Origin of the sequence: Xanthobacter dioxanivorans (assembly GCF_016807805.1) — a bacterium.
Classification (GTDB): domain Bacteria; phylum Pseudomonadota; class Alphaproteobacteria; order Rhizobiales; family Xanthobacteraceae; genus Xanthobacter; species Xanthobacter dioxanivorans.
Map to the genome: position 1 here is coordinate 2,846,216 of NZ_CP063362.1, position 19,830 is coordinate 2,866,045.

Below are 19,830 nucleotides of genomic sequence, written 5' to 3' on the forward strand. Positions count from 1 at the left end.
GCGCGCACTGCGCGGCGGGGGCCCGTCATCAGTCGATGCCGCCGTGGGCGTAGAAGTGCTGGCGGATCTTCTGGGTGAGCGCGACGAAGCGCGGGTCCGCCATCACGTCCAGCGTGCGCGGGTGGTCGAGGTCCACCTCGTAGACGCCGGCGATGGTGCCCGGCCGTTCGCTCATCACCAGCACCCGGTCGGCAAGGAAAACCGCCTCGGGAATGGAATGGGTGATGAACAGCACGGTCTTGCCCGTCGCGCGCTGGATGCGCTGGAGCTCCACGTTCATCTTCTCGCGGGTCATGGCGTCGAGGGCGCCGAACGGCTCGTCCATGAGCACGATCTTGGGATCGTGCACCAGCGCCCGGCAGATGGAGGCGCGCTGCTGCATGCCGCCGGACAGCTGCCAGGGATATTTGTGGGCGAAGTCGGCAAGGCCCGCCATGTCCAGCAGGTCGAGGGCGCGCTTGCCGAAATGCGCCTTGTCGAGGCCCTTCACCTCCACCGGCATCATCACGTTGGCCAGCACGCTACGCCAGGGCAGGAGCAGCGGCTGCTGGAACACCACGCCCACGTCAGAATGGGGCTTGACGATGGTGCGCCCCTCCACCCGGATCTCGCCGGTGGAGGGCCGCAGCAGCCCGGCCACCATCTTCAGCAGGGTGGACTTGCCGCAGCCGGAGGGACCGACGATCACCAGGAACTCGCCTTCCGTGATGGTGAAGTCGATGGGCTTCAGGGAGGGCACGTCCCCGTCGCGGGTACGGTAGGTCTTGGACACCCCCTTCATCTCGATGATGGGGCGTGCGCTGCGGAGCACGGGAGCCTCGCTGGCGAGGCGCAGATGCGGGCGGGCCATGTCGCTGCTCCTTCTCACGTCGCCACGACGAAATCGTGCCGCTGGCTGGCATGCCAGGGGATCGCGAAGCGCTCGACCACGTCGACGAGCCAGAACAGGATCATGCCGATGAGGGCCAGCACTACCAGCGCGGCGAACATCATGGGCAGCTCGAAATTGCCGATGGACCGCTGCAGCAGGAAGCCGATGCCCGAGTTGGAGCCGACGAACTCGCCCACCACGGCGCCCACTACCGCGAGCGTCACCGACACCTTCAGCCCGGCGAAGATGGCCGGCGTGGCGAAGGGCAGCGACACCATGCGGAAGGTCTGGAACTTCTTCGCCTCCATGGACCGTGCGAGGTCCATGAGGTCCGGGTCCACAGACTTGAAGCCCTGCACCGCCGAGACCACCACCGGGAAGAAGCCGAGGAGGAAGGCGGCGATCACCTTCGGAAAGATGCCGAAGCCGAACCACACCACGAACAGCGGCGCGATCGCCACCTTCGGGATGGACTGGGAGAAGACCAGCAGCGGATAGACGTAGCTTTCCACCGTCTTGGAAGAGGCGATCAGCATGGCGACGGGGATGCCGAAGGCGGCCGAGAGCAGGAAGCCGGCGAGGGTCGCGGTGGTGGTGGGCACCGCCTCCCGGAGCAGGAGCGGCCACTCCTTGTAGAGCGTCACCGCCACGTCGATCGGCGAGGGCACCTGGTAGGCGGGAATCTGGAAGACCTTGATGGCGAGGTCCCACAGGATCACGAGGACAATCATCAAAAGGGCCGGACGGACCCAGGCCTTCTGAAGGAAGCCCCCGATCGACCGGCGTCGCTTGGCGTGCGCCATGGCGCTCCTCCCTGGAGCTTCCGGTGCGGTATCCGCACCTTTATTAACTTGATAGTTAATAGAAGCCGCGCAACGTCGTCAAGCGAAAGGCGGCGCGGGGAGGCGCCTTCCGCCGCCCCACCTTGGCGCTTGGGCATGGGGGCGGGCGCGGGCCTCCCCTCGGCATTCCGTTTTCCCCGACACCGGGATATGAGGGGTGAAATTCGCGAACCCAGAAGCGCCCATGTCCTCTCCTGATCAGAAAGTCGCCCTCGTCACCGGTGCCGCGCGCGGCATCGGGCTCGCCGTGGCGCAGAAGTTCCTCGCCGAAGGCTGGCGGGTGGCGCTGCTGGATATCGAAGGCGCGCTGCTGGAAGCCGCCGTCGCGAGCCTGGGCGACGCCGAGCGCACCCTGGCCCTGACCTGCGACGTCTCGGACGCGAAGGCGGTGGCCGCGGCGTTCGCGACCCTCGTGGCGCGGTTCGGGCGGCTCGACGCCCTGGTCAACAATGCCGGCGTCGCGGTGTTCAAGCCGCTGCTGGAGACCAGCGACGCGGAATGGAGCCGCGTGCTCGAGGTGAACCTCACCGGCCCGTTCCTCTGCACCAAGGCCGCCGCGCCGCTGCTGCGCGACCAGGGCGGGGGCGCCGTGGTCAACATCACGTCCATCTCGGGGCTCAGGGCCTCGACGCTGCGTGCCGCCTACGGCACCAGCAAGTCCGGGCTCGCCCATCTGACGAAGCAGCTGGCGGTGGAGCTTGCCGGCCTCGGCATCCGCGTCAATGCCGTGGCCCCAGGTCCCGTGGACACCGCCATGGCCAAGGCGGTGCATTCCCCTGCCATCCGTGCCGACTACCACGATTCCATCCCGCTCAACCGGTACGGGCTGGAGCATGAGCTGGCGGAAGCGGTGTTCTTCCTGTGCAGTGACCGCGCCAGCTACATCACCGGACAGGAACTGGCGGTGGATGGCGGCTTCGACGCCGCCGGCATCGGCCTGCCCACGCTGCGGGGCGCGCGCAGCAACGGGTGACCGACCGGCGGGCTCAAGGGCGGTCGCCACGGTGCCCATCCAGGCATGGCAGGCCTGCGCACGATGTCGGGATAAGGGACGGTCGGCAGGTGCGTTCGCGGCCGTGGCGTCGTAACTTGCGCCGACCTCACCATTGCGCTGGATCATCGTGAAGAAGATCGGATTCCTCTCCTTCGGGCACTGGACGCCCTCGCCCCACTCCCGGACGCGCTCCGCCGCCGACGCGCTCCTGCAATCCATCGACCTCGCCGTCGCGGCGGAAGAGCTGGGCGCGGACGGGGCGTATTTCCGCGTGCACCACTTCGCCCGGCAGCTCGCCTCGCCGTTCCCGCTGCTGGCGGCGGTGGGGGCGAAGACCAGCCGCATCGAGATCGGCACAGCGGTCATCGACATGCGGTACGAGAACCCGCTCTACATGGCCGAGGACGCGGGCGCCGCCGACCTCATCGCCGGCGGGCGCCTGCAGCTCGGCATCAGCCGCGGATCACCCGAGCAGGTGATCGACGGGTGGCGCCATTTCGGCTACGCCCCGGCCGAGGGGCAGACCAGCGCCGACATGGCCCGCCGGCATGCCGAAGTGCTGCTCGACGTGCTGCGCGGCGAAGGCTTCGCGCAGCCCAACCCGCGGCCCATGTTCCCCAACCCGCCCGGCCTGCTGCGGCTCGAGCCGCATGCGCAGGGCCTGCGCGAGCGGCTCTGGTGGGGGGCCAGCTCGAACGCCACCGCCGTCTGGGCGGCGCAGCTCGGGATGAACCTGCAGAGCTCCACCCTCAAGGACGACGAGAACGGCCAGCCGTTCCACGTTCAGCAGGCGGCGCAGATCCGGGCCTTTCGCGAAGCGTGGCAGGCCGCCGGCCACGCCCGCACGCCGCGGGTTTCCGTCAGTCGCTCCATCTTCGCGCTGGTGGACGACCGCGACCGTGCCTATTTCGGCGGCGGCAACGCGGAAGAGGACACGATCGGCTTCATCGACGAGAAGACCCGGGCGATCTTCGGCCGCAGCTACGCCGCCGAGCCGGATGTCCTCGTCCGGCAACTGGCGGAGGACGAGGCCATCGCCGAGGCCGACACCCTGCTGCTGACCGTGCCCAACCAGCTTGGCGTCGACTACAACGCGCATGTCATCGAGGCCATCCTGAAGCACGTCGCCCCGGCCCTCGGCTGGCGCTGACGTCCGCCGGCACCGTCCCGGAAGGGGCCCGGGCATCGTCGGCGCGCCCTCGGGGCGCGTCACATCTCGATGCCCGCCGGTCGCTTCAGCGCGTTCATGTCGAGGCGAGAGCCCGCGCTGCCCTCCGTATGGGCGGCGGTGCGGGAGTTCGCGCCGGCGTGAACACCTGTGCCCTACAGCTCCACCGGCGCGGTGGGGGCGCCGCCGGGGCGCACCGTGGTCATGCGGCCGTCGCTCATCTCCACGATGCGGTCGAAGATGTCCGACCAGCGCGGGTCATGGGTCACCACGCACACCGCCACCTGCCGCTCGTCGGCGAGCTTGCGGAATTCCTGCATCACCTGCCGCCCGCGCGCGCCGTCCAGCGCCGCCGTGGGCTCATCGGCGAGCAGCAGAACCGGATCGTTGGCCAGCGCCCGGGCGATGGAGACACGCTGCTGCTCGCCGCCCGACAGCTGGGTGGGATAGTTGTTCTCCCGCTGCTCCAGCCCGAAGCGGGCGAGGAGGTCGCGCGCCTTGGCCCGTGCCGCCTTCGGCCGCACGTCGTTGATCTCCAGGGCGATCTGCACGTTCTCGACGGCGGTGAGGAAGGGGATGAGGTTCGCCTTCTGGAAGATGAAGCCCACATGGGTGCGGCGGAAGTCGCGCAGGCTGTTGAGGCGCGTCCTCGCATCGGCGATGGGCTGGCCGCGGAAGAGAACCGCGCCGGTGGAGGGCGGCTCCAGCAGGCCGGCGATCATCAGAAAGGTGGTCTTGCCCGAGCCGGACGGCCCGACGATGCCGGTGAGCTCGCCCGCCCGGAGCGCCAGGGTCATGTCGGCGAGCGCGTTCACGGTGCTCCCGGCGGAGAGGTAGGCCTTGCCCGCCCCGCGCACCTCCATCACCACGTCCTTGGTCCAGAAGGGGGCCGTCACGCCAGCACCTCCTGCGCGCGCACCTTCATCGCCCGCCGGATGGCGAACCAGCTCGCGCCGAGGCTGATGGCGAGCAGGGCAAGCCCGATGCCCGCCAGATCCTCCGGCAGCAGCAGCACCGTGCGCGGGAAGTTGGGATAGAGGGTGAAGGAGATGGCGAGCGCCACCGAGAAGCCAAGCGCCCCGATCCACAGGGCCTGCTGCACGATGAGGCCGATGATCACCCGGTCGCGCGCGCCGATGAGCTTCAGGAGCGCGATCTGGTGGATCTTCTCCAGCGTCAGCATGTAGATGGTCAGCGCGATGATCGAGCCCGCCACCAGCAATGTCATGGCGGTGAAGGCGAGGATCTGCACCCGCAGCCGCCACAGCCGCCCGTCGAGCAGCATGGCGCGCTCCTCGTCCTGCGTCAGCACCTCCACGTCGCCCCAGGCCTTGATGTGGTTCTTCACCACCCGCGGGTCGGCATTGGGCTTCAGCTCCACCATCACCGCCGCGAGCGCGCCGCCGTCGCCGAGGCCCATGCGCGAGCGGCCCTTGGCGATGCGGTTGAGCAGGATCGCCTCGGAGGGCAGCACCCGGTTGATGGCCTGGGCGTCGGGGATGGTGACGAAGAACATGCCGTCGCCGCCCATGTCCACCTGTCCGCGGGTGACACCGACCACCGTATAGTCATCGTGGCCGAGGCGGATCACGTCGCCCACCAGCAGGCCGGTGGAGGCGTCGGCAATGGCCTCGTACCGGGTGGAGCGGAACAGCCGCCCGTCGATGAGCGGGATCCAGCTGCCCGTGTCCTTGGGATAGTCGATGCCGGTGACGGCGAGCCGCACGCTCTTGCCGCCGATCTGGTATTGCTGGTTGTACTGGATGAAGCGCCGGGTCGCCGACACCCCGGGCACGCCCTCCACCCGGCGGTCGAGGCTCGCCGGCACGGCGGAGGTTTCGGCGAACGGGCCCGAGCGCCCGCCTTCCACCACCCACAGGTCGGCGCCGATGTCGTTGATGATCAGCAGCGCCTCGTGGACGATGCCGCGATAGAGCCCGATCATCCCCATGGTGGCGCCCAGCAGCAGGCCGATGCCTACCGCCGTCAGGGCGAAGCGCAGGGCCGAGAACCGCATGTCCTTGAGGGCGATGTTCATGCCCCGCGCCTCCGTCCCCTATGTGTGCGTCCTGCTTGTCCGCGTCCCCTGCCAGTCGGAGCGGCCACCTGAGGCACCTGGTTAAGGCACCTAGTTAGGGCAACTGGGCGCCGAGCTGCACCGGTTCGAAAGGATAGCGCCCGGCGGGTGACAGCACCGCGTCCCCCGCCTTGAGGCCGCGCGTCACCTCGATATTCGTTCCGCTCACATAGCCGAGCGTCACCGGCACCCAGGTCGCCCGTCCGTTTCGTGCCAGCCACACGCCGGGCCGCCCGTCGCGGCGGGTGACGAAGGTCTCGGGCACGCCGATGGTGAGGGCCGGCGACTGCGCCTCCACCGCCACGTTGGCCCGCTGGCCCATGGCCCAGCTCTCGGGCAACGCGTCGAGGGTGATGTCGGCGGTGAACTCCCGCGTCTCCTGGTCCACCTGCCGCGACAGGCGCAGCACCTTCCCCGTCCAGACGCGGTTGGGGTCGGCGGCGAAGCGGATGCGCGCCGGCTGTCCCGGCTTGACGGTGGAACGGGCGGATTCGTCGAAGCGGGCGGAGATGATGATGGTGGAGAGTTCCACCACCTGCATCAGGTTGGCGCCGGGCAGCAGCAGGTCGCCGGGATTGCGCTCGCGGGAGATGACCACGCCATCGAGGGGGGAGACGATGGTCGCTTCCGCGAGCTTGGCCTCCAGCACCTTCACGTTGGCTTGCTTCGACAGCAGCTGCGCCTTGGCCCGCTCGATGCCGGCATCGGCCCGCGCCATGTCGGCCTCGGCCTGCAGGTAGTTCGATTCCGCCGTGGTGAGCTCGGCGGGAGAAATGACGTTGCTGCGGGCGAGGCTGGAGCGCCGCTCGAACTCGATCTTCGCTCGGTCGTAGCCGGCCTTGGCGCGGGCCCGCTCGCTCTCCGCCTCGCTGATACCGCGGGCGGCGGCGGTGGCCTCGGCCTGGGCGGCGGCGAGCTGGTTCAGGAGATCGACGGATTCGAGCAGTGCCAGCACCTGGCCCCGCTTCACCACGTCGTTCCGGTCGGCCTCGATGGACTTCAGGAAACCCTGGATGCGACTTGTCACCACCACGCGGTTGATGGCGTCGAGCAGGCCGGGGCCGTTGATCTCCAGGCTCATGAGGCGGGGCTGCACCTGCTGCCAGGGGACCTTGACCGGCACCACGTACCAGTAGCCGATGGCGCCTCCCGCCAGCGCCGCGAGGAGCAGGGCGAAGGCGAGGCGGCGCCAGCCGGCGGAATGGTCGGTGGCGGCCAGCGGCGGGGGCTGCGGCTTCATCGCGGCGGTCCCGCCGAGGGATTGGTGCCGGGACAGCGGGTCACGCGTTTCCCTCCTCGGCGACGTCGACGATGGGTTCGCAGCCGTCGCCGCCCGCCCCCAGGCGCTCGACCACCTCAACGAGGAAGCCGCGGCCCTCCGCCGGCGTCAGGGCGGTGAGGTCGAAGCACATGCGGTAGGCGAGGCCGTTCGCGCCCTGGAAGGAGCGCAGGTCGACCTCGTACATGGCGTAGCGCGACAACCCCGCCGACAGGGGCGCGACCTTGATGATGCCGAGGTCCAGCTCCTCGGCCTTGCCCTGACGCTGGAGGGCGGAGGTGGTGGCGCCGCGGGCGAAGCGGTCCGGCGTGTGCATGCCGGTATTGTAGAGCGAGAGATAGGAGCCGGCCGCCCGAACCGCGTCATGCGCCGGCCGCTCCTCGCAGGCGTAGCCCAGCGGCACGTATGGCATGGAGCGGTGGAGCTGGTTGGTGAGCTCGACGGCGAGGGCGTCGAGGCCCGGCGTCCCCCGCACCGGCGCGCGCAGCAGGGTCAGCCCGGCAAGCCAGCTCACGAAGCTGGTCAGGCGGCGGTCGGTCCGCATGGCGACGGGCATGCACACCATCACGTCATCCACCTTGCCTCGGGTGGCGAGGGTCTGGCTGAAGGCGGCGGCGAGCAGGGCGGTCTCGGTGACGCCGGCGGCGCGGGCGCGGGCCTGCACCCGCTGTTGGCCGTCGGTGGTCAGGAAGGCGAACATCTCGCCCGCCGGTGCCGCCTGGGTCAGGTCGATATTGGTGGCGAGCCCCTTCGCCCGCCGGCCAAAGTCGGGCAGGGGCGGTGGATTGTCTCCATAAAGGGCGGCGAGGTAGGCGTCGCGCTCGGCCATGAAGGCGGGGTCCAGCGCGCGATCGAAGTCGCGCACATACTCCTCGACCCCCATCTCCGGCGGTGGCAGGGGAATGCCGAGGAAGGCCTGGAACAGCTCCTCCACGAATACGCCCAGCGACCAGCCGTCGAAGACGGTGTGATGCCCGTGCGCCACCACCACGTCGCCTTCCGCGGCCCCGCGCAGAACGGTGATGCGATAGGGCCGGCTGGTGAAGGGGTCGAGCTCGCAGTCGAGCAAGGCGGCGACGCGCGCCTCCACCTCGACCATGTCGGCGCCGGGCATGTCCTCCACCACGAGGGGCGGGGCACCCGGCGGGACGATGAGGGCACGGGGCCGGCCGTCGTCGGTGGCGACGAAGCGTGTCCGCAGGGCTTCCTGCCGCTCTTCCACCAGACACAGGGCGCGGCGCAGCCGGTCGAGGTCGATGCGCGGCGAGATGCGGAAGGCGCGACCGATGGTCCAGTGCACGCGGAACGCGTGGTTGGTCTCGGGCTTCAGCAAGGCCCGCAGCAGCAGGTCCTGCTTCAGGGCGACGGGGACCTCCCGTTCGCCATTGGTCTGTGCAGCCACGGCCGGCCGCTCCGGCGCGGCGGCGGCGCGCGGCATCCGTGCCGTGGTCGCCGGAGCACGCCAGACGGGCGTCTTCAGCTCGACCGGGAGCCCCGATAGCTGGGCGAGCGCCTCGGTGAGGGCATCGAGCAGGGCCCGGCCACTCGCTTCGGAGGCCGTCGCGGTGTCGAGGCGGAGCCGCACCCGGACACCTTCTGCCTCCACTGCCGCATCCAGCCGGATCTCGTTGAAGGGATCGGACAGGACATCCAGTGGATCATCGATGCCGAGGGCGGCGAGGCGTGCGGGCGCGTCGGCGTCGAGGAAGGCGAAGCCGACCTGCCGCAGCGCCGCTCCGGCCCCGTTGAGGCGCTGCGCGAGCAGCGTCTCGATGGCGGCGGTATCGAGGGCGCGATGCGCCCGTGCCATGGCCAGGCGTTGGCGCACGCGCCGCACCAGCCGCTCGGCCGGCGTGTCGAGCCGGTCCACTACCAGCGGCACCGAGGCGCAGACGGGACCAAGAAGGTCCGCAGGCCCGTCGCGCCGCGCGGGATCGTGGCATTCAACCACCAGCCGGTTGGTGCCGGCCACGGTGGCGAGCGCCCGCGCCAGCGCGGCCAGCAACATCGCTTCCTGCTCCGGCGCGGCGAGCCCGCTGAAGCCGGGCACGGAGATGGCGGCGCTGAGCCGGCCCACCGGGCCGCGATTGAGGCCGAAGCCCGCGGGGGCCTGGGCCAGGGTGCGGCCGGGCGCGGGAATGGCGCGGGGCGGGTTGCGGAGCACTTCCTTCCAGAAGGCCATGTGCGCGTACTGGGCGGGCGTGCCGTCCGCCGGCCGCTCCGCAGCCGCGAATGCGGCGAACGGGGTTCCGGGCTCCGGCGCCTTCGGCGCGGCGGCCACGAGGCGGGCGAGGGCAAGGTACGGCGAGAGGGCGTCCGCCGCGGCCCGGTGCGCCCGCACATGCAAGGTGAGCACATCGTCCGCGCCGCGGGTCACGCCGAAGCGCCAGAGGGGTCCCGGCCGGGTGACCGGGGCGAGGGCCGCCGCATCGGCGATCCATTCGAGGTCGGGGGCTTCGCCGACGACGATGGTGCCGTCCGCCGCGGCGGCGAGGCGCAGCGCGTCCTCCGCCTGGGCGAGGGCGGCCAGGGCGCGGGCCAGGGTTTCGAAATCGAGCCCGGGATCGCAGGTGCGCGATGCCGCGACCTCCAGCGCCGTGCGGGCGATGGGGGAGGTCATGGGCCGGCTGTCGAGGGCGAGGAGCGCCTCCTGCCGCGGCAGCGGACGGAACGCGGCCGCGGTCGTGCCGCCGTCCCCCGAGCCGCCGGCGGCAGCGGCCGCCGCGCTCGCGGCGCGGGCCTTCTGCGCGGTCTCGAAGGTGGCCGCCACCACGCCGGACAGGCCGGTAATGGTGGGCGTCTGAAGGAACTTCGCCACCGGGATGTTCACGTCCACATGCGCTTCGATGCGGTTCTTCAGCTCGAACGAGGAGAGGGAATCCAGGCCGAGCTCGGACAGGCGCCGGTCGGCCGGAATATCGGAGGCCGAGACCTTCAGCACCTTCGCCACTTCGGCGCGGATGAGGTCGGCGAGCATGCCGTCCCACGCCTCGCGCGGGGCGGCGATGAGCTCGGCCTGGATGCGCGAGCGGCCGCCCGAGCGCTGGGCCAGCAGCGGCTTGACGCGCGCGGTGCCCGCCGTTTGCGCCAGCGCACGGGCGATGGCCGCCCAGTCGGCGCGGGCAAAGCCGAGGTTCTCCTCCTCGGCCCGCAGCAGGGTGCCGAGGGAGGCGGCGGCTTCCGTGTCCGGCAGCGGCTTCATGCCGATGCTCTCGAGATAGTTGCCGAGCGCCTCCGAGCGGGACACGAAGCCCGAGCCGGCGATGGAGCCCCACGCCGCCGCGGAGCCGGCGAGGCCCCGGCCCTTGCGATAGGAGCCCATGGCGTTCAGCACCGAATTGGCTGCCGTGTAGTTGGCCTGCCCGGGGCTGCCGATGACCTGGGCGAGGGAGGAGAAGCTGACGAAGAAGTCCAGCTCCGCCCCGTGCGCGGTGACCGCGCGATGGAGGTTCCAGGCTCCGCCCGCCTTGGGGCGGACGACGCGGGCGATCTGGGCGGCGTCGAGCTGGCTGACGAAACCATCCTCGATCACCGCCGCCCCGTGCACGATGCCCTTGAGCGGCTTGTCGGAATGGGCATGAGCGGCGATCAGCGCGTCCACCGCATTCGTATCGCTGACGTCGAGGGCGACGGGCACGATCTGCGTGCCCCGCTCCGCGATGGCGGCGATGAGGGGCGCCGAGGCCTCGTCCGGCGTGCCGTTGCGCCCGGCGAGCAGCAGGCGACCGGCGCCCTGGCGGCTCAGGAAGTCCGCCACCGCCACGCCGAAGCCACGCAGGCCGCCGGTGACGAGGTAGCTCGCATCGGCCGCGAAACGCATGGGCTGGGAGAGGTCGATGTCCACCTCGACGGCGGGCTCGTCGAAGGTGAGCACCACCTTGCCGATGTGCTGCGCCTTGGAAAAGATGCGCATGGCCTCCGCCGCCTGCGACACCGGGAAGCGCGAGGCGACGATGGGCCGGTAGCGGCCTTCGCCCACCTTCGCCTCCACCGCGCGCAGCAGGGCGGAGAGCTTGGCGGGCCGCTCGTCGGCGATGGTGGACAGGTCGATGACCGCATAGCTGTTGTTATAGTAGAGCGACTTCAACCCGATGGGCTTGTCCTGGGCGAGGTCGCGCTTGCCGATCTCGACGAAGCGGCCGAAGGGCGCGAGGCATTCGAGCCCCTTGTCGATGCCGGCCCCCGAGAGCGCGTTCAGCACCACGTCCACGCCCCGCCCGCCGGTGGCGGTCCGCACGCCCTCGGCGAATTCGAGGCTGCGCGAGTTCATCACATGGGTGATGCCCAATTCGCGCAGGAAGGCGCGCTTGGCGTCGGAACCGGCGGAGGCGAGGATCTCCGAGCCGATGTCCCGCGCCACCTGGATGGCGGCAAGGCCCACGCCGCCGGTGGCCAGATGCACCAGAACCGTCTCGTCGTCGGCAAGGCGGCCCACGTCCACCAGCGAATAATGGGCGGTCATGAAGGCGGCCGGCAGCGTGGCGGCGTCTTCCAGCGTGACCTGATCCGGCACGTGCATGAGGAAGCGCGCATCGGCGGCGGCGAAGCGGCGCAGGAAGCCCTTGCCCATGCCCATGACGCGGTCGCCGGCCTTGAAGCCGGAGATGCCCTCGCCCACCTGGAGCACCGTGCCGGCGAATTCGAGGCCGAGATTGCGCCACCACGCGCCCTCGCCCTCCGCCTCGTCGGGCAGGATGCTGGTGGCCGCCATGATGTCGCGGAAGTTGAGGCCCACGGCCGCGACTTCCACCACCACCTCGCCGACCTTCGGCCGCGGCATGGCGCATTCGCGCAGCACCACGTTGTCGATGACGCCGGGGTTGGTCATGGTGACGGTGAAGTTCGTCCCGTCCGTGGCCTTGGCGATGGTCCGCCGGCGCGGCGCGAGGCCCGAAAGCGGCCCTTGCCGGAGGCGCGGCACCACGCGGGCCGCGCCGCGCAGGACGATCTCGGCCTCGTCGCTGTCCTCCAGCACGGCGCCGGCGAGGGCGGTGCCCTCGGCGAAGGCGGCGGCATCGGCGTCCACGTGGCGGACGGAAAATTCCTGGCACTCGTTGGCGAGGGTGCGCGACACGCCGAGCAGCGCGGAATCCGCAAGGCCCTCGGTCGCCATGGCGCCGTCGCCCGGCACCCGGCGGCTGGCGCGGGCAAGGACGACGAGAGCCGGGCGTGCCGGCGCGGTACGCAGGCGATCCATCACCTGGCCCACCGTGACGAGGCCGCAGGTTGCCGTTTCCACGGCAGCGACGAGGCGGTCGGTGGAAAGCTGCTCCTCCGGGCCGATCTTGATGCCTGCCGTTGCCGCATAGGCGATGCCCGCGAGGCCCTCGGTCGCGGCGAGCCGTGTCTCGACCAGGGCCACCGCCTCATCCGTCCGCATGGCGGTGAAGAGGTCCGGCGCGAGGGTCTCGACGCTCGCACCCGAGGCGGCGAGCGCCGTGGCGAGGGGGGCCGTCGTCGCCGGGTCGCCGGAGACGAGGAGCCAGCGGCCAAGGCGCAGCGGGGTGTCCGCCTTTGGCGCCACGGTCTCGAACGTCTCTTCGATCACCACCGCCGCGCCGTCCCCGGCGCTCGCCTTGAGCGCGCCGAGAGTCTTCACCTTCAGGTTCTCGACCGCCAGAAGCGGCGTGCCGTCCGGCGCATAGACCCGGTAGATGCCGGTGTCGTCGGCGGGAGCGGTGAAGAACTCGCAGATCACTTCCGGCGGCAGGGGGCCGGCCACCATCACCTTGCGGATGCCGACCGGCAGCATGAGCTTGTACTTGCCCGCGACGGATTCCTCCTCCGGCAGTGGCTCGCCGGGGATCCACAGGCCGGTTTCGGCATCTTCCACGATGAGGCCGGACTGGAGCACGCTGTCGAACAGGCCGGGAAAGGCGATGAAGCCGTCCCGCCGGGCGGCCTCGGCGCTCGAAAGCCGCGCCACCGCATGGCGCGGCCCGGCGAGCCACAGCGCCTCCACCGCCTGGAAGCTCGGGCCGTAGTCGAGACCGTGGCGCGCGGTGAGGCGATAGAAGTCCTCCCGGGCGATGGCCGGTTCGGTGGCGAGGATGGCGGGGTCGAAGCGCGCCGGCGGCAGGCTGAAGGCGTGCTGCCAGCCATAGGCTTCCACCCGAAGGCGCCAGTCCTCCTCCGTGTCGCGCTTCATCGAGGAAATGCGCAGGCGGCTGGTAATGGGATCGTAGGTGGTGCGCAGCAGCACCACGTCGTCGGAGCCGATGGACAGGGCATCGTGGATGCGGAAGTCGCGCAGTTCCACCGGCGCGTCGCCGAACAGCTCGCGCAGGGCGCCGGCCATCATCTCCACATAGCCGACGGTGGGGAACAGGCAGTCTCCCCCCGGCCTGTGGTCGGCGAGGAACTTCAGGCTCTTGAGGGTGATCTCGTTGGTCCAGGTCGGGTCGGGACCGGTCTCGCGCCAGCCCAGCAGGGGATGGCGGTCGGCGTCGAACAGGAAGTTCCGTGCCTCCAGCGGCAGCTGCACCAGGCGCTCGTTGGCCCAGGGGCGGCGCGGGAAAGGCAGGTGCTCCTCGCGGCTCGCCCCGCCTTCCGTCCAGTCGAAGGCGACACCGTTCACGTAGAGGCCGGCCATGGAGCGGGCCATCACCAGCCGGTCGTCGCCGTGCCGCTCCAGCGAGGACACCGCCACCACCGCCGCGCTGCGCTCCTGCGCGATGCCGTGGACAAGGGGGGTGACGGTGCGGTGTGGACCCAGTTCCAGGAAGGCGTCGATGCCGAGGTCCAGGCAGAAGTCGATGGCCTTCTTGTAGCTCACCGGCTGACGCAGGTTCTGCCACCAGTATTCGGAATCGAAGCACGTCTCCAGCATGCCGGTGACGGTGGAGACGATGGGGACGGACGGCGGCTTCCAGGAGATCTCGCCGAGCCCGGCGCGGAAATAGGCCTCGCAATCGTCGAGGTGGGGCGAGTGCCAGCCGAAATCCATGGTGAGGCGGCGCGCGGTGACGTCCGGATAGAGGCGCTTCACCTCGGCGAGCACCGCGTCCACGGGAGCTTCCATGCCGGTGATCGTCTGCGCGGTGGGACCGTTATAGGCGCCCACCACCACGCTGCCGTCGTCGGGCAGGAGCGGCGCGAGCTGCTCGTAGGTGACGCCGAGCGTCGCCATGGCGCCACGCCGCTTGCTCTGCAGCGGGATGAGGCCGCGGTGGTAGATGATCTTGGCGCAGGTATCCAGGTCGATGCAGCCAGCGATGTGGGTTGCCGCCACCTCGCCGAAGCTGTGGCCGACCAGCAGCTCCGGCGTGAGCCCGCGCTCGCGCCACATGCGGTAGAGGCCGACCTGGCAGGTGAAGATGGCGGCCTGGGTCACGTCCGCATCGTTGATGCGGGTCGTGGCCTCATCCCGCGTGACCTCCTCGATGACCGACCAGCCGGTATAGGGCTTCAGCACCTCGTCGAAGGTCTCGGCGAAGCCGCGGTAGGTCTTGTCCTCGGTGAGCAGCTTGCGGCCCATGGCCCACCACTGGCCGCCCTGGCCGGAGAAGGTGAAGGCGAGCCGCCGGGGCTTCGCCCGGCCGGTGACGATGTAAGGCGCGAGGGCCTCGTCCACGGGGGCGTCGGCGCCCAGCGCCAGGGTGCGCAGCTTGAGGGGCAGATCGTGCGCCTGCGGGTCGGCGAGGAGGGCGGCGCGCTCGGAAAGATGGTCGCGCCGCGCCTTCAGCGCCTCGGCGAGCGCCGCGTAGGGGACTGAGGACAAGGGGCCGCCCTCGTCCACCGCGTCGGCGAGCTCCTCCGCCCACAGAGCAAGGGAGCCCTTGCTGTTGGCCGACAGCGGAATCAGCACCGGGCCGTCCGCCGGGACCGCTCGGGCGCGGGTCTCCGAGCCGGGCCGCGGCCCCGGGCGGAAGCTCTTGCCGCCGCGCCAGCTCTCCACCGCCACGGAGGCGTTGGTGCCGCCGAAGCCGAAGGAATTGACCACCGCGAGGCGCACGCCGTCCTCGGTGTCGTAGGGGGTGGGCTCCACCGGAACGCTGAGGCCGAGCGCATCGAACGGGATGTTCGGGTTCGGCTGGTCAAAATTGAGGTTGGGCGGCACCACGCCGTGGTGGGTGGAGAGCACGATCTTGATCAGCCCGGCGATGCCGGAGGCGGATTCCAGATGGCCGAGATTGGGCTTGAACGAGCCCACCAGCACCGGGCGGTCGACCCGCGGCGTGCCGAACACGCGGCCGATGGCGCTCGCCTCGATGGGGTCGCCCACCGGCGTGCCGGTGCCGTGCGCCTCCACGTAGCCCACGTCTTCTGGATCGATGCCGGAGCGCGCAACGAGGCTCTCCAGCATGGCGGTCTGCGCGGCGTCGCAGGGGGCGGTGAGGGTCGGCGTGCGCCCGTCCTGGTTCACGGCGGTGCCGCGGATGACGGCGTAGATACGGTCGCCGTCGGCCACGGCGCGGGCCAGCGGCTTGAGTACCACCAGGCCACAGCCCTCGCCGCGCACGAAGCCGTCGGCGCGGGCGTCGAAGGTGTAGATGGCGCCGGTGGCCGAGAGCATGTTGGCGCTGGAGAAGGCGATGAACGGGCCGGGATCGAGCATCATGTTGACGCCGCCGGCGAGCGCCACGTCGCATGTGCCCATGGAGAGGTGGCGTACCGCCTGGTCCACCGCCACCAGCGCCGAGGAGCAGGCGGTGTCGAGGGCGATGCTCGGCCCCTTCAGGTCGAGGCGGTGGGAAATGCGGTTCGCGGCGATGGAATAGGCCGATCCGGTGCCGGCAAAGATGTCGGTGGCGACGCGCCGGTAGCGCTGGCTGTAGCTGAAGTCGGAGGTGGAGATGCCGACGAACACACCGGTGCGCTGCTTCTGCAGGATGCGCAGCGCGGTGCCGGAATCCTCGATGGCCTCATAGGCCACCTGCAGCAGCAGGCGTTGCTGCGGATCCATCAGCATGACCTCGCGCGGGGCCATGTCGAAGAAGGAAGGGTCGAAGTGGAAGACGTCGTCGGTGAGGAAGCCGCCCCACTTTGAGTAAGACTTGCCCGCGCTTTCGGGGTCGGAATCGTAGTAGTTCTTGAGATTCCAGCGGTCCGCTGGAATCTCACGGATACCGCATCTCTTGCCGATCAGGAAGGACCAGTATCCAGCTGCGCTGGCCACGCCGCCAGGGAAGCGGCAGCCGATGCCGATGACCGCTACGGCTTCAGGATCCACCGGATGCCCGGTGGCGAGCGTGCGTGAATCACCGTCGAGAAGATCCAAGCTATCCACGGGAAGCGCCCCCTTCCACCAAGAATGCCGCAGCGCAAAACTATGCGTACGCAGTGGACGTTGTCATCTCCTTTGCAGCGAGATCACGAAGAAAAGAAGTAAATGCCGGTAAAATAGGCATGCTGAGGCATCATAATACCTATATTTTGTTTGGCATTTACCTTCGAGATGCTCCTGGGTTCTGAGGCGGGAGGGGTGAGGGCTGCCGCGTGCTGCGCCACACCCCGCTTTAGGGTGTGGCGCAGCATGGTGGTCCGGTAGAGACTTCGGTCGAAGTGTGGGTGCGCTCAGGTGGCGTCTTCTTCGCCCGCGAGGAGGACGAGGTCCGCCAGGGAGAATCGCTCGAAGTCCGCCATCTCCCGCGGTGCGAGAATGGACGCATCCGAATGGCGGACGAGGTTCCACAGGCTCTCGGCGACGATGCGGCTGCCGACCGGCCCCAGGTGCCGGCCGGCGGGTCCGTTCGGGTCGCCCGCCTCGGCGAGGATATAGAACCACAGCGGCGTCGCCTCGCAGAAGGGCAGGGCGGCCACGCGCTGGTGGTCCGGCAGGGTGGCGAGCAGGGTGTCGTCGCGCAGCGGCCGCAGCCCCAGATGCCGCGCCACCGCCTGGCCGGAGGGCAGGCCGAGGCGGAAGCCGCGAGTGAGGTGCCGCGTGGCCAGCGCCGCGGCGCTCTCCGGCGCCCCGGCAATCTGGGTGTCGAGCAGGCGTGCCCGCTGCGGCGCCTCCGCCCTGAGCGGCAGGAAGGCGTCCCACGCGATCACACGCTCCCCGGGCAGGGTGTCCGGGCCGCGCCCGCCCGCGCCGAGCACCGCGCGCGTGGCCAGCGCCGCGTGTTCGACGGCGCGGAAGCGGGCGTTGTAGTCATAGCTCGGCCGCGTCATGGAGGGCGCCAGCACGAAGGCCGCCGCGAAGAACTCCACCGGCATGGAGATCTCGCCCGGCTTCTGGGCCCGCCACAGGCGCGGCCCCGTCGCGAGCACCTCGTCCACCACCTGCGGGTCGCAGATCTTCGGCAGGAGGTCTTCCAACACCATCCACTGGTAGCGGCGGCGCAGGGCGCGCCGGGCCGCCTCGAACGAGAGGCCCGCGGCGATCAGGGCATTGTGGGCCTTGAGAAAGGCCACATGGAGCTGGCTGAGGATGAGGTTCGCGTCGTTGCGCGTATCGCTCATGCGCGGGGTGCGGTCCCGTGCGGGATCGCGGCTGCGGGGGTGGCGCGGCAGGTCGGTGCGCGCATCCTCGTTGCGCGCACCGTTGCGGCCCTCCGCGCGCGCGTCGGCGGACGCGGAGGCTCCCGATCGTGGCGAGGTCGGTCCAAGCAGCATGCGGCGCACAGCCGCCGGGTCGCGGGGGGCATCGTAGACGCTGTCGAGGTCGAGGCCGCCGGATCGGCGGTTGAGCAGGCCCGAGAGGGAGCCGAGGGGGCCATAGGCCGCCGGGCCGAGCGCGGCCTCGTCCTGGGAGCGGCGTTCCCAGACCAGGTCGTTGCGCACGAATTCCACCAGGTAGGTGTAGGCGGCCGGAAGGTCGCTATCGCCCGGCGACTTGACGCGTGGACGCGGCGGCGGCGCCTCCGGCTCCACCATGGTGGCGGCGAGGAGGGACAGGTCCCGCAGCGTGCGCGGCCCCGATGGCAGAAGATGCGCTTCGCCGGCAAGCGCCGGAAACATGCGGCAAAATCCCTGATCGCTGGGGCGAGCGCCGGCTTCCAGCGCCAGCGCGCGCACGCGCTCGCCGATCGACTCGCGTAGCATCGGGCGCGGCTCGTCTCCCCCCGCACACATGTCCATAGGCCTTTCCACACGCATACCGGTGCTTCACTCTTCTTCTGTCTGTTCGCCCACGCCCGCCCCTTGCCCGATAGGTCAGCATGGCTCCGCATGGGGAAGCATCCTGCGAATGGGGGATGACCGCGCCCTTCTGCGTCTTGCAGCTTGGGGCGGTTGTGCAATGCTGCGCCCAAGGTCACGGACCGCTCCGGCGGTCGCCGCCTTGAAGGCGGGGACGGGCGTTGCCGGCGCGCCGTTCGGCTCTCGCGGGGATGAGCCACGGCGGTCCATCGGATCAGAGCGTTGCGACGTGCCGGCCCGTCCGGACGCGGCGCCGCGCGGAAATGGGACGGACATGGGCGATCTCGATCAATATTCCCGCCTCATCGGCGACGTGTACGAGCTCAGCGGCGATCCCCAGCAGTGGGGCATCCTGCTCGAAGGGGTCACGCGGTTCATCGACGGCCGCGTCGGCCAGCTTGCGGTGTTCAGCCTGAAGCAGCAGCGCAAGCCCACCTGGCGCGTGTGGGGTCATGACCACAACGCCTACAAGACCTTCCTCTATCGCCACGCGACCGAGGATCCGCGCCTGTCCTACATCCTGTCCAACCCCGGCCGCGTCATCTGCGGGGAGGACGGGGTGGACCCCGACCAGTTCCGCGCCTCCGCCATGTTCCGCGAGGTGGTGGAGCCCATGGACCTGGAGCATTCCCTCGTCTCCTACTTCGCCCAGGAAGCGGACGTGATGGCCACCGTCTGCGCCATGCGCGGGCGGGCGCAGGGACCGTTCGGCGCGCCGGAAAAGCAGAAGCTCGGCCTCGTGGTGCCGCATCTGCGCCGCGCCTTTGAATATTACGCGCTGCTCGACGAGGCGAAGGCCAAGGTCGGCGACATCGCCGCCGCCCTCGACATCGTGGACGCGGGCATCTTCCTGGTGGACGGCGAGATGCGCGTGGGACACGTGAACCGCACCGGCGAGGCCATGGTGAAGGAGGGCGACATTGCTCTGCGCAGCGGCAAGCTTGCTTTCCGCGATGACCGCGCCTCGCGCCAGGTGGCGGGCGCCGTCGCCCTCGCCCTCGCCGCTGCGCGCGGTGAGACGCACCTCGCCCATGCCGATCACCTGGAAGTGCCGCGCCAAGCCGCTGAAGGTGGCCCCTACCGCGTGTCGCTCCACCCCCTGCCGGCAGCGGAGGGGAGCACCCGCCTCGCCAGCCGCGCGCAGATCGCCGTGGTGGTGCGCGCCCCCGGCCGGAGTGGCGCCGACGTGGCCCGGCGGCTGCAGACCACGTTCCGCCTGACCCCGTCGGAGGCGGCGCTGGCGGCGGCGCTGGCGGTGGGCGCCTCGATCGCCGATTTCGCCCAGCAGCGCAACGTGGCGGTCTCCACCGCCCGCAGCCAGCTGAAGGCGCTCTACGAGAAGACCGACACCAACCGGCAGGGCGAGCTCGTCGCCCGCCTGCGGGAGAGCCTCGATTTGTCGCTCGCCTGACACGCAGCGGCGCAAAGCTCGCCGGCGCGAGGGCGCTGGCGGCGGCGCGAAGGCAGGAATGGATTGCGCCGGCCGGCGGCCGGCGTCTTCGTCACGCGGGGCCGCG

Annotated in this window: 10 protein-coding genes; 3 read left to right on the forward strand and 7 right to left on the reverse strand. The window is 70.4% G+C overall.

Going from position 1 to position 19,830, the window contains the following annotated elements; translation table 11 throughout:
* Positions 1-28: 28 nt before the first annotated feature.
* Together EZH22_RS13390 and EZH22_RS13395 are read right to left on the reverse strand one after the other, a co-directional pair.
* A complete protein-coding gene (locus EZH22_RS13390; RefSeq protein WP_203196073.1) occupies positions 29-850 on the reverse strand; it encodes an ABC transporter ATP-binding protein in 822 nt (273 codons plus the stop codon).
* Between the two features lie 14 nt (positions 851-864).
* Positions 865-1,674: an ABC transporter permease gene (locus EZH22_RS13395; RefSeq protein ID WP_203196074.1), complete on the reverse strand. Its 810-nt coding sequence runs from the start codon at positions 1,672-1,674 to the stop codon at positions 865-867.
* Between the two features lie 223 nt (positions 1,675-1,897).
* Between EZH22_RS13395 and EZH22_RS13400 the strand changes: the two genes are divergently transcribed.
* Together EZH22_RS13400 and EZH22_RS13405 are read left to right on the forward strand one after the other, a co-directional pair.
* Positions 1,898-2,686 (forward strand): SDR family NAD(P)-dependent oxidoreductase, encoded by a 789-nt coding sequence (locus tag EZH22_RS13400; RefSeq protein WP_203196075.1) that lies wholly within the window; start codon positions 1,898-1,900, stop codon positions 2,684-2,686.
* Between the two features lie 148 nt (positions 2,687-2,834).
* A complete protein-coding gene (locus EZH22_RS13405; protein WP_203196076.1) occupies positions 2,835-3,857 on the forward strand; it encodes an LLM class flavin-dependent oxidoreductase in 1,023 nt (340 codons plus the stop codon).
* Between the two features lie 173 nt (positions 3,858-4,030).
* Here EZH22_RS13405 and EZH22_RS13410 read toward each other — a convergent pair whose 3' ends face one another.
* The 5 genes from EZH22_RS13410 to EZH22_RS13430 form a co-directional block, all read right to left on the reverse strand.
* Positions 4,031-4,771 carry an ABC transporter ATP-binding protein gene (locus tag EZH22_RS13410; protein ID WP_231711465.1) on the reverse strand — a complete coding sequence of 247 codons (741 nt, stop codon included), beginning with the start codon at positions 4,769-4,771 and terminating at the stop codon, positions 4,031-4,033.
* Complete coding sequence (locus EZH22_RS13415) at positions 4,768-5,913, reverse strand: ABC transporter permease (RefSeq protein WP_203196077.1); 1,146 nt, start codon at positions 5,911-5,913, stop codon at positions 4,768-4,770. The genes EZH22_RS13410 and EZH22_RS13415 overlap by 4 nt, the downstream gene beginning before the upstream one ends.
* A gap of 94 nt (positions 5,914-6,007) precedes the next feature.
* Positions 6,008-7,192 (reverse strand): efflux RND transporter periplasmic adaptor subunit, encoded by a 1,185-nt coding sequence (locus EZH22_RS13420; RefSeq protein ID WP_203196078.1) that lies wholly within the window; start codon positions 7,190-7,192, stop codon positions 6,008-6,010.
* A gap of 40 nt (positions 7,193-7,232) precedes the next feature.
* The gene (locus EZH22_RS13425) at positions 7,233-16,460 is read right to left on the reverse strand and encodes a type I polyketide synthase (RefSeq protein ID WP_203196079.1); all 9,228 of its coding nucleotides are present in this window, start codon (positions 16,458-16,460) and stop codon (positions 7,233-7,235) included.
* Between the two features lie 287 nt (positions 16,461-16,747).
* Complete coding sequence (locus EZH22_RS13430; protein WP_203196080.1) at positions 16,748-18,217, reverse strand: peroxidase family protein; 1,470 nt, start codon at positions 18,215-18,217, stop codon at positions 16,748-16,750.
* Between the two features lie 370 nt (positions 18,218-18,587).
* Here EZH22_RS13430 and EZH22_RS13435 point away from each other — a divergent pair, with 370 nt between their 5' ends.
* Positions 18,588-19,724: a helix-turn-helix transcriptional regulator gene (locus EZH22_RS13435; RefSeq protein WP_203196081.1), complete on the forward strand. Its 1,137-nt coding sequence runs from the start codon at positions 18,588-18,590 to the stop codon at positions 19,722-19,724.
* Positions 19,725-19,830: the final 106 nt, after the last annotated feature.

Excerpts from the sequence above, each read along its gene's own strand:
- EZH22_RS13390 (WP_203196073.1), bottom strand. The coding sequence starts at position 850 with ATGGCCCGCCCGCATCTGCGCCTCGCCAGCGAGGCTCCCGTGCTCCGC.
- EZH22_RS13395 (WP_203196074.1), bottom strand. The coding sequence starts at position 1,674 with ATGGCGCACGCCAAGCGACGCCGGTCGATCGGGGGCTTCCTTCAGAAG.
- EZH22_RS13435 (WP_203196081.1), top strand. The coding sequence starts at position 18,588 with ATGGGCGATCTCGATCAATATTCCCGCCTCATCGGCGACGTGTACGAG.
- EZH22_RS13400 (WP_203196075.1), top strand. The coding sequence starts at position 1,898 with ATGTCCTCTCCTGATCAGAAAGTCGCCCTCGTCACCGGTGCCGCGCGC.
- EZH22_RS13430 (WP_203196080.1), bottom strand. The coding sequence starts at position 18,217 with ATGCTACGCGAGTCGATCGGCGAGCGCGTGCGCGCGCTGGCGCTGGAA.
- EZH22_RS13420 (WP_203196078.1), bottom strand. The coding sequence starts at position 7,192 with ATGAAGCCGCAGCCCCCGCCGCTGGCCGCCACCGACCATTCCGCCGGC.
- EZH22_RS13415 (WP_203196077.1), bottom strand. The coding sequence starts at position 5,913 with ATGAACATCGCCCTCAAGGACATGCGGTTCTCGGCCCTGCGCTTCGCC.